6 protein-coding genes and 1 pseudogene are annotated in these 11,719 nt (G+C 36.1%); 4 read left to right on the top strand and 3 right to left on the bottom strand.

What is annotated here, in order from left to right:
- Positions 1 to 173: 173 nt before the first annotated feature.
- A pseudogene (locus CLV62_RS19565) lies at positions 174 to 533 on the bottom strand (response regulator); the annotation flags it as partial.
- 197 nt (positions 534 to 730) lie between these two features.
- Here CLV62_RS19565 and CLV62_RS19560 point away from each other — a divergent pair.
- Both CLV62_RS19560 and CLV62_RS19555 read left to right on the top strand, forming a co-directional pair.
- Positions 731 to 2,212, top strand: coding sequence for a TolC family protein (locus CLV62_RS19560; RefSeq protein WP_110312461.1), 1,482 nt, complete (start codon positions 731 to 733; stop codon positions 2,210 to 2,212).
- A gap of 80 nt (positions 2,213 to 2,292) precedes the next feature.
- Positions 2,293 to 3,543, top strand: a complete 1,251-nt coding sequence (locus tag CLV62_RS19555) for an efflux RND transporter periplasmic adaptor subunit (protein WP_110312460.1) — start codon at positions 2,293 to 2,295, stop codon at positions 3,541 to 3,543.
- A gap of 63 nt (positions 3,544 to 3,606) precedes the next feature.
- Here CLV62_RS19555 and CLV62_RS19550 read toward each other — a convergent pair whose 3' ends face one another.
- Together CLV62_RS19550 and CLV62_RS19545 are read right to left on the bottom strand one after the other, a co-directional pair.
- Positions 3,607 to 5,220: a DUF6377 domain-containing protein gene (locus CLV62_RS19550; RefSeq protein ID WP_146212801.1), complete on the bottom strand. Its 1,614-nt coding sequence runs from the start codon at positions 5,218 to 5,220 to the stop codon at positions 3,607 to 3,609.
- A 101-nt stretch (positions 5,221 to 5,321) separates the two neighbouring features.
- Positions 5,322 to 6,269, bottom strand: a complete 948-nt coding sequence (locus CLV62_RS19545) for an ROK family protein (RefSeq protein WP_170120110.1) — start codon at positions 6,267 to 6,269, stop codon at positions 5,322 to 5,324.
- A gap of 584 nt (positions 6,270 to 6,853) precedes the next feature.
- On the opposite strand from CLV62_RS19545, the gene CLV62_RS19540 reads away from it, so the two are divergent.
- Together CLV62_RS19540 and CLV62_RS19535 are read left to right on the top strand one after the other, a co-directional pair.
- Positions 6,854 to 9,931, top strand: a complete 3,078-nt coding sequence (locus CLV62_RS19540; protein ID WP_245904139.1) for a SusC/RagA family TonB-linked outer membrane protein — start codon at positions 6,854 to 6,856, stop codon at positions 9,929 to 9,931.
- Positions 9,932 to 9,952: 21 nt separating this feature from the next.
- Complete coding sequence (locus CLV62_RS19535) at positions 9,953 to 11,719, top strand: RagB/SusD family nutrient uptake outer membrane protein (protein WP_110312456.1); 1,767 nt, start codon at positions 9,953 to 9,955, stop codon at positions 11,717 to 11,719.

Here is an 11,719-nt window from a genome sequence, read left to right as displayed (position 1 = left end):
TTTATCAGTTTAAGCTCTTTCTTCTTGGGAATCATAACTGAAAAATAATGGGGATTATTCTTTTAAGTTAATGATTTTCAAGAGATTGAGCAAATAATCAATCGCTTATTTTATTGATTATAAACATTTTAACTAAACAAATCAGCGGAAAAGTTTAACTACTGATTCGCATTAGTAGCTAATAGTTTTTCCTTCTCCCAAGGTTTAGCAATAAAATCAGTTGCTCCTGCTTTTATTGCCTGTACAGCTTTATTTGTATCAGCATAGGCAGTCATAAAAACAACAATAGACTGAGGATCAACCTTTAGTATTCTCTCAAGCCAGAGAAAGCCTTCTTTACCGCTGATAACATCTAACCTGAAGTTCATATCCAGGAGTATTACATCAGGTTGGTATTCTTTCAAATATTTTTCTATTTTCTCGGGATGTGTGCTTACTTTTATCTTCTCTACATAATTTTGCAACAATGCATTAAGAGCAAAAAGCACATCTTCATTATCATCTATAATCAGTATTCTCCCCTTTCTTTCCATACTTTACTCATATTTACCTCATTTATTTTCTATAAAGATATTAAAAATTTCAGACAAAACACGTGCGATAATGAACATAAAACAGTGCGATAATGAACATAAAAACACAATAAAAACAACATAAAATATTAATAAACAGAATTTTACAAACAAGGCATGATATTTGATTTTATTAATTACGTATAGATAGATATATCATGAAAAGAACATCTTATATGTTTATAATATTACTATTGTTTTGTACGAATTTTGTACAAGGACAACAAAATAATCAAATAAGTTTGACTATTAATAAAGCTATAGATATTGCCAGAAAACAATCACCTCAAATCACTGTAGCCCGTCATAGCTTTCGTTCCTCATATTGGAATTATTGTTACTTTAAAGCAAATTATCTGCCATCTCTAGCCTTTAGTTCTACACCTAATTTTAATCACTCGATTAATGTAATAAATATGCCGGATGGGACATCCCAGTTTATACAGCAAAATGAGTTAAGCACAGATGGAATGTTATCCATAAGTCAGAATATAGCCTTAACGGGAGGTACTTTGTCTTTAAAATCAAGTATCCAGAGGTTAGATATCTTGGGAGAAAACAAAAACTACTCTTACCTGACAAACCCTATTACTATTTCTTACCAACAATCGCTTTTCGGGTATAATAAATTGAAATGGGATAAAAAAATTGAACCTCTTCGATTCGAAGAGGCAAAAAAAGAATATGTAGAGCTAATTGAATTAGTATCGACAGAAACTGTCCGGAAATTCTTTGATTTAACTCGAGCTCAGACTAACCTGCAAATTGCGCAAACTAACTATGCAAATACCGATACTCTGTACTCTTTTGCTCAAAGGAGATATAATATAGGAACCATCACCGAAAATGACATGTTACAACTGGAGGTTAATCGCCTTAATGAAGAAAGTAACATGCTAAATGCTCAAATTGAAGTAGATAATTATACTCAGGAACTTCGCTCTTATCTGGGTATTACCGAAGATATAGAGATTGAAGTTGTACTTGAAGAAAACACACCTCAATTTATCGTTGACCTGCATAAAGCTTTATATCTGGCAACCAATAATAGTCCGGATATAATTAAAATGGAACGGAAAAAGCAGGAAAGTGAAAGCAATGTTGCAAATGCAAGAGCTTCCGCCGGACTAAAGGCTGATATATTCGCTCAACTGGGACTTACTCAGACAGGTGAAAATATACGTACGGCTTATAGAGATCCACTTAATCAGCAATATGTTGAAATAGGTATTCGGTTACCCATTCTGGATTGGGGAAGGGGCAAAGGCCAGATACAGGTAGCAAAATCCAATCGCGATATGGTCTATACACAAATAAAACAAGACAAAATTAATTTTGAATTGAATGTAACCCGTATCGTAAAACAGTTTAACCTGCAAAACAACAGAATAAACGTTGCTTTAAAAACAGATGCAACTGCAAACAGACGCAACGAAGTCGCACGCAAACTATATATTTTAGGGAGATCTACCATCTTGGATTTGAACACGGCTATCTCTGAGAAAGATACAGCCAAACGAAATTATATAAATGCTCTTTATAATTACTGGTCACTTTATTACGTATTACGAAGTTTGACGTTATACGATTTCGAAAAGGACGTGACTCTGACAGAAGATTATGAATTATTACTTAAATGAATTATTAATCAAGCATAGCTAGCTTTATTTATTACACTTACCAAAAAACAAATAGCTCTGCGAGCTTAACTTTATAGATTATGGATACAGCAATAAAAAAGAAGCACCCGATTTTAAGGTATAAATATTATATTATTTCAGGAATAATATTAATTGGCTTGTTTACTTATTCTTTATTTTCCGAGATTGGCTCAAAAAAATTAAGAATTGATTCCACCAGCATTCAAATATCAGAAGTCTTACAAGATAAATTTCTGGATTATCTGGAGGTGGAAGGTATTGCTCAGCCCAGATTGACTGTAAAATTAAATAGCTCTGAGAATGGTATTGTAAAACACATTATTGCAGACGAAGGCAGTATGCTTGTGCAAGGAGATACTATACTTATTCTTGATAACCCTCAATTAATAAGATCTATTCAGGATGAACGGGATGAACTAGAAAAACAACAAATAACGTATGAGGAGAAACTAATACAAATGAAACGTAAATCATCCGAACTTAAGCGTACCGCTCTTAAAACGGTGTATGAGTCGGATAGGTTGAGTAAGCAATATAATCTTGACAAAGAAGAATATCAGATCGGGATAAAAAGTAAAGCTCAATTAGAAGTTGCTGCGGACGACTATAGTTTTAATCAAAAAAATGCATCTATTTTACTCGAGGAATTAAAACACGACTCATTGATGAATATCTTACAAACCGATTTGATGAAAAATGACCTGAACCGTGAGAATAAGAAGTTCATAAATAGCAAGGATCGTTTGAATAATCTCATAATAAAAGCTCCTGTTTCAGGTCAATTAAGCTACATTAGTGTCATTCCCGGCGAACAGGTACTTTCAGGAAATAGTATAGGTGAACTGAAAGTCGTCGAAGATCTTAAAATAAGCACAAAAATAAGCGAATATTATATTGATCGTGTTAGTGTAGGCTTACCTGCAAGTATAACATATCAGGATAAAAAGATTCCGTTGAAAATAACAAAGATTAATCCGGAAATTAAAGACCGCCAGTTTGAAGTAGACCTGATTTTCATGGAAGAAAAACCTGATAATATCAGGATCGGAAAAAATTACAGGATACAAATAGAACTGGGACAACCGGAGGAAGCATTAGTAATCTCTAAAGGTAATTTTTATCAGGAAACAGGAGGACAATGGCTCTTTAAATTAAATAAAGCAGGAGACAGAGCCACAAAAGCAGATATATCTCTCGGACGTCAGAATCCATTGCAATATGAAATACTAAACGGTCTGAAAGCCGGAGATAAAGTTATAATTACGGGATATGACAATTTCAGCAATGTGCAGGAAATTATTTTAAAATAGCCTTTAGAAATAACAGCTAAGGCTTACTCCGACAGTTACAGGATATTACCAATTGTCGGAGTATTATTTTCTGAATGTGCCTATCTTTTTTATAGTCCATTCAAAATCTTCACGCGAAATTTTTGCTTTATTTTTTATTTTTGCCCGATAATTATAGATCGTATTAACGGAATATCCTAAAAAATTGGCAATTTTACTACTGTCATCTATCCCCAATCTGATAAGGGCATAGATTCGAAGCTCGTTATTCAGTGATTCTCCTTTTTTCAATATTATTTGTTCATTATCCATCAAGAGCGAATTAAATTTTTCGACAAAATCAGGAAATAAATGGGTAAACATAACATCAAAATTCCGAAACAACTCTTTTAACTCATCCTCTTTTAAGTTATTGTTCTTTGATATTTTATAAAGGCTTTCGATCTGTTTTTCCTGTATTTTTTTATTTATCGTTTTTCTCAGTTCGTCTAATTTATCTATGTATTTAGAGCATTCATCCAGAAAATAGCCGATATACTCTTCCTTAATCTGATTTGCTTCTACAACCTCAATATTGAGCTTTCGGAGCTCATTGTTCATGTTATGTAATTTCTGATTGAGTGTGTTTAATTCGAGATTAGCCTCTTTCAGGCGCTTACTTATTATTATACCTTTTTTCATTTGTTTGTAAACATATGAAATTGATATGATAAGCAAAACCGATAATATACTTATCAATGCAAGGAAAAGGCGGAGTTGTTTATTTTGCTCTTCATTCTTTTTCTGGTATGCCCTATCGATGATAGTTTGTATATTCAAAATTTCGGAACTTCTTAAACGGGTATTGTATTCATTGATATTATCCAATGAAAAGCATACATATTTGTATGCGCGGTCGATATCACCTTCCTTCATAAGTATATTTGCCAGAATAGGGATCGATGCATTGTCCTTGATTGAGGATCGAATGTCTGAGATTGCAGACAGTATCAGATACTTTTTCTCCATTTCTAAATCTCCCTGTTTTCGATATAAAAGAGACCTGTTAAAAGTAACAAGTGCATACTCGGGAGTACCTACTTCCGCCATACTCAAACGTTTATCATTTATGAGTAGAGCCTCAGGTATATTTCCGTCCAAACGCAATCTGATTTCCGCAATTCTCAGATAATCTTCCGATGACTTGTCGGCTATATTGGCTAATGTATCCCGATAAGCATTTGCCATTTTTAGATACAACGCCTTATCCCTGTTACTATGTGAATATGAACCTAAGTTAGTATATATAACTCTTTTGGTAGAGTAGTATTGTATTGCCTGTTGTTTATCTAGAGATTCTATCTTTACTCCATCTATAATATCAACAGCCTCCTTATACATTCCTAATATTGCAAAGAGATTGGCCATTGCAATAGAAGTTTCGTTCATTTTGCTTGAGTCTTTCAATAAGTCGGCAATATCGAGGTTCTCATTCAGGTAGAAAATAGCAGAATCAGAGATGTAAGACCTATATTCTTTATATAGAAGGGTGTTTAATGAATATAGATCACCGATAGAGATATTAAGTCTCGATCTTTCGGCTTTTAATTCTTTTATTTTTAATTCTTTAAACTCAATATATACGTCCTTTTTTAAAATTTTATTGTCTAATTCTATAAATAGTGAATCCAGCTCGTTCTTAGCCCTGATAGAATTCATACAAATGAACATAAAACAAAAAAAGAGTAAGAAACTTCTCATAATCTATAGCTTTAATTAGTAAAATTAGGAGTAAAATCCTAAATCCAATTATTTCATATCTATTTATTCATTGCTACCGCAGCTGCACCAATAAGACCGGCATATTCGGAATTAAATTGACTTAATAGAATGCCTTTTGTTATAGAGTGTCCGGCATCTTTATTTAGTTTTTTTATTATTTTGGGATATATAAAACCATTCGAAACAATATCACCCCCCAAAATTATCGTATTGACTCTATTTACCTCAACCAACGTGATAATCAGATTACTTATTGCACTCACTGCATTTTCAACCAGTTTTACACAAAGTTCATCGCCTTGCTGAGAAAGAAAATAAACCTGTTTTATATCCACTTTAATTTTCTCATCTTTAGGAATATAAAGATTACTTGAATAGGTACCACTAAACAATCGAGCCGATTTATCAAAGCCGGCACCTCCCGCTATAGATTCCGTGCAGTTGTTAAGGCCGCAGTTACATATTACACCAATATCAAGACCCGTATCTATGTGCCCTATTGCTCCGGGCTCCGATTGATTGTCACAGACAAGTTGTCCATTTACAACAAACCCGGCTTCAATACTTGTGCTGATATTTATGTAGGTAAAATTATCTGACTGTTTACCATTCCCCCATAACTTTACTGCTCTGGTTATGTTCCTTATATTATTACCTATATAGCATGGCATGCCGTATACCTGGAATAAATCGTGAGCTAAAGGAGTGGGCTGATTGCTCTTAGAATTGATTCGCAACCAAGTTCCGCGCACATTATCCACATACCCTAATAAACTCAATCCCATACTGATTGGTCTTTTCCCATTAATCCATCCTTCGGTTGTTATATAATCTTCCAACAAGCGTTTTATGATGGAAAGGGCTGTACCTTGGTTGATGTAACCGGCTTCATATCTTTTAGAATGAAGTATCTTACCTTCGGCGCTTACTTCGCCAATGAGAAGTTCCGATCTGCCCAGATCAATTGCCAGATATGTTTCGTTCATATTCACCTTCATTTTTCACAAGTTGAATTTATTAGTAATGAAAGACTTTGATTATACTTCATCAGTTATGTGTCTTAGTTTGGCAGTCTATCAAAAATAGAGTTGTAAATAATAAACAGTATTTCGCAGTAATATTTAGTCAAATAGTACTATATATTAATTCAAATATACCTATCTACTTAAATAAATTGTATTTCTCGAATAAAATAGTGGATTACTCAGTCCGACAAAAAGATATAAATCACTATTAATAAGTATTTTGACAATTTAATTTTAGTCATAAAAAGTGAATATCAGTCAAATAACCAGCTTATGTTTATAGTTTAACGAACTTTTATAAATACTTAGAAACAATAAACTAAAAATTCATTTACTTCCACTTTATTCAGTTGCATAAAAAAACACATATCGCTAATTATATGCAAGTTAACATTAAATATATTAGTTAACAATTTACTTTTTCATTAATCTCATGTTTATCTTTTTTTTATTAACATAAGTTTGCATAATCAGTCTTTATCTATCTACTTCCAATCATAGACAAGCTGATAAAAAATGTTAACCTAATATAAATTTAACATGTTATGAATAAAAACTATCTTTTATGCATAAGGACTATCAGAAAACTTATGCTCGTATTTTTTCTCCTATTACTTTTCGATGTCGGAGCCTATGCTCAGTCAACCTTTACAGCTAAAGGAACTGTTTTAGACGAAGTAACTAAAGAACCTCTCATTGGAGTTTCTGTTGGGGAGAAAGGTTCAACTACAAACAGAACTATAACCGATCTGGAAGGAAACTTTGAACTTAAGATGACTCCTTCGGCAGAGCTTGTTTTCTCGTACATAGGATATAATACTCTCACCAGAAGAGTAACTAATGACCTCATGGTAGTTTATCTTACCGAAGACACCAAAATACTGGACGAAGTTGTAGTAGTCGGATATGGTACGCAAAAGAAAATCAACCTCACCGGTGCAGTATCCTCCATAAAAGTAGATGAGCAAATGGCGGGACGTTCGTTGACCAATGTATCGTCAGGTTTGTCGGGTATGGTTCCCGGGTTATCTGTTCTTCAAAATTCAGGATTTGCAGGATTTGATGGCGGAACTCTTCAAATAAGGGGGCTAGGCTCTGTGAATAACTCAGCACCTCTTATTGTGGTGGACGGTATGCCCGATGTAGATATGAATCGCATAAATATGGCAGATATTGAGAGCATATCGGTACTGAAAGATGCTGCTTCTGCAGCAGTATACGGTTCGCGTGCAGCAAATGGAGTTATACTTATCACTACACGCACAGGTAAGAACCAGGCGAAAGCAAAGATCAGTTATGCCGGTTGGTATGGCATCTCGGATGCAACAAACTTCTATGACTATCTGGCTGATTATCCGCGTGCAATGACCATGCAGATGAGAGCGGCAGGAGCAGGAAACAGTGCCAGTAATTTCAGAGAAGGCACTGTGGAGCAATGGATGGCCATGAGCATGGTCGATCCGATATTGTTTCCCAATACAGATCAATATGATGAGATGTTCAGACAAGGTAAACTTCAAAATCATACCGTATCAGCATCAGGAGGCACCGATCAGTCTAATTTCTATTTGTCTCTGGCTGTTACCGATCAGGAAGGTTTGCAATTGAGAAACAATTATACCCGTTATAATATGCGTCTTAATCTGGATCATAAAATCAGAAAGAATATTACCGTAGGTATGAAAACCGATGGACAATGGACTGAGACATTGTTTCCCCGTGGTGCAGGATTGGAAAATGCAGGGCTGCAATATGCTGTATCGGGAATACTGAACGTTCATCCCCAAACAGGACAATATGGGGGAGCAATGGCATACGGTGAAAATTCGGCAGCCGGCAATATGCGTGCCGAGTATGACTTGTTTACAAACGAAAGAACACGTCAGGAATACAATGGGTCGATATATGGAGACTGGGAAGTAATTAAGGGGTTGAAGGTTAATGTGAGCTTTGGACTCCATTACTACAACCAATTCACTAAAGCCTATCAGGATCCTACGCCACAATGGAATTTCCAAACGGGACAAATTGCACGTACAATGCCTCCGGATGACGGATTATCGAATCAGATATATCAGGGACATAAAACATTATTTCAAGGAAGAATCAATTACGATAAGGAGATTATAAAAGGGCATGCTTTATCGCTGATGTTTAATGCAGCAGATGAGTATTGGTTCGACAGAGGTCTTTACGGCTACCGCAAAGACAGGGTTGATGCTTCTTTAACCGAATTGGATGCAACAGGAAAAGGAACCCAGCTAACGAATGGTAATTCTTCGGCAGAAGGGCTACGTTCTTTCATCGGACGTTTGAATTATGCTATCCACAGTAAATATTTATTAGAGGCTAATTTTCGCTACGATGGTTCCTCTAAATTCACAAAGGGTAATCAATTCGGATTTTTCCCTTCGGTAGCTTTAGGATGGAGATTGTCTGAGGAAGTGTTTTTTGAAAACTTTAAAAATGTTGTTTCAAATACCAAGCTGAGAGTATCGATGGGAGCTCTGGGTAATAATGCAGGAGTAGATCGCTACGAACAAAAAAATGTATTTGCCAATACCAGTTATCTTTTCAACAATTCGGTAAGTAAAGGATATATTGCCAATAAAATGATTAATAAAGATTTCTCTTGGGAAAAGACTACAGTAACTAATATCGGACTTGATCTCGGATTTTTCAACAACAGGCTTACTGCCGAAATCGATTGGTATGACCGTCTTACGAGCGACATGATCCGCCCATCAGACCTATCGAGCCTTTTATCCGGCTACTCTGCTCCCAGAAAGAATATAGGTAGTCTTAGAAACCGGGGTATGGAATTAAATCTGACTTGGACATCCAATGTTTCGGACTTCCATTACAGTGTCAACTTTAATGCTTCCTACAATAAAAACAGATTGGAAAAATGGAATGAGCATTTGGCACGAGGTTGGGTATTTTTAGATATGCCGTATCACTATGTTTATTCTTATCTGGATAACGGTCTGGCTCAAAGTTGGAATGATATTTATAATTCACCTTTCCAGAACTCACCTTATATGTCTCCCGGAGACATCGCTCTGCAAGATTTGAATGGAGACGGGCAAATAACCGATGCTGATAAAAAAGCGTTTCAAAACAAATACAGGGATACTCCTGCCGGACAATTCGGATTAAACTTATCAGCTCAGTATAAAGGATTTGACTTTGCAACCTTGATACAATCGAGTGTAGGAAGATGGGACTATTGGATAGATCCTTTTAACAATGTAAATATTCCGTCTGACAGATATGGTTTTCAGGAATATCATTGGAACGATACATGGAGCTTGGATAATAGAAATGCCGGTATGCCTCGTATGATAACAGGATCAGGAGGAAGTAAAAACAGAGAAGAATCGACCTTTTGGCTATATAATGCAAGTTTTGTACGCTTAAAAAATATACAGTTGGGATATAGTTTACCTAAATCGTTTATAAATAAGGCAACACTAGAACAAGTCCGCATATATTTTACAGGAGAAAATCTTCTGACATTCTCTCAATGGAAAGGTATTGACCCCGAAAAACCGAAAGGCGACAATGCCGATTTATACCCTATAATAAGATCTTTTTCAGTAGGACTTAACATAGCATTCTAATAAAAATAAAAGAAAAACAAGATGAAAAGAATCAAATATATTTTGCTTGTCGGATCATTGGGTTTGCTCACATCGTGCGTTAGCGACCTTCTGGATCAGAATGCGACAACACAAATGTCGTCCGAAATTTTCTGGAGAACACCACAAGACGCAGTGGATGCAACAACAGGAGTTTATGAAGCCACACGAACTTTATTCGGACGCGATTATTATTTCGACGGACAAGGTGAATTTCAGTTTACCCGAGGAGTTAGCCTCGTTAGTACAGGCAGTGGAAATGGAACATGGACTCCCTCATCAGGTGCAGGAAGTGGATTCGATTATATGTGGAACAATGCTTACACCGTAATAAACAGAGCCAACTATGTATTAGAGAATACAGAATCTATGCTAAATAGAGAAACACTGGACGAAAATAAAGCGATACTCAACCGTATAAAAGGCGAAAACTGTTTTCTAAGGGCTCTCGCTTATTTCCGTCTATTGGAATTATGGGGCGATGTTCCTTATTTTGCTCATGTACTATCGGGTAATAATGAAGCAATTTCGTTAACCAGAACACCTGCGCAGACAGTAAAAGATAATATTATAGAAGACCTTACATTTGCCATATCGGTTCTTCCCGTACCTAAAAGCACACAACGAGGACGGGCATCTTTGGCTGCGGCATATGGTTTCAGAGGAAAAGTTCAGTTGTACTGGGCATCATGGAAGAAAAATGGCTGGCCTGAACTCAACGGTTTTACACAAGATCAGGGTGAAGCTCAAAAATATTACCAACAGGCTGCCGATGATTTCCGTAAAGTAATTTATGATTATGGGTTGGCATTATTCTCAGAAGGTAATCCGGGAACTTATGACGCTCCTTCTTATTGGGAATTATTTAATTATGCCAATGAAGCCAGTCCCGAAATTATTTTTGCTTTACAATACGGAGGACCAAGCCTTTCGCAAGGGGAAGAACTATTACGTGATTTTGGTACCCGAAATACAGGTAACGCCCAATGCTGGGTAACTCCTACTACCAGATTGATAGACAGATACCAGAAAATATCAACCGGAGATTTTGCACAGCCAATCGTTTTAATAAATGACGATAAGTATCCCAATGGTTCCGTAAACCGTGCGACATACGAAGACAGAGACTGGAGAATGAAAGCAACCTTGTTATGGGATGGTGAAAGTATGCTTACCATGACTACCGACGGTATGACTCTATTAGGCAGAATGCCATTTAAATACGGATCAAAAGACGGTATCAACTTTATTAATTATGATGTAGGAACATCCAGCGGATATCTTTTCCGTAAATGGGTACGCCAGACAGCTGTTGCCGACCGCAGCGATGGTCCTCAGGATTTTTATTTGATGAGACTTGCCGATGTTTACCTCATGTATAGTGAAGCGGTAAATGAAGTAAGTGGTCCGTCTTCTGAATTGGTTGGGCTAATAAACAAAATCAGACGAAGAGGTAACCTACCCGATCTTGATACTCAAAAATCAGCCAACAAAGATGAGTTCTTCAAAGCAATAGAGCAAGAAAGAATCGTAGAACTGATTGCCGAAGGTCACCGCCCGTTCGACATACGCCGATGGCGGAAAGTAGAAGAAATATGGGGTGCACCGGGAGGACCCGGACTTGTGCTAAATAATACACACAATGTAAGGGTACGTGACGAATTTAAAAACATAGCAGCCCGCGAATACGAACGTTTCTATATAAACCGTATTCCGCTCAAAGAAATAGAACGTAACTCTAAATTAATTCAGAATAAACCTTGGTTATAA

Origin of the sequence: Indolivaga alginatilytica (assembly GCF_003201355.1) — a bacterium.
GTDB lineage: Bacteria > Bacteroidota > Bacteroidia > Bacteroidales > Dysgonomonadaceae > Dysgonomonas_A > Dysgonomonas_A alginatilytica.
The sequence above is the reverse complement of the archived record's forward strand: the minus strand, read 5'-3'. Positions and strand labels throughout refer to the sequence as shown.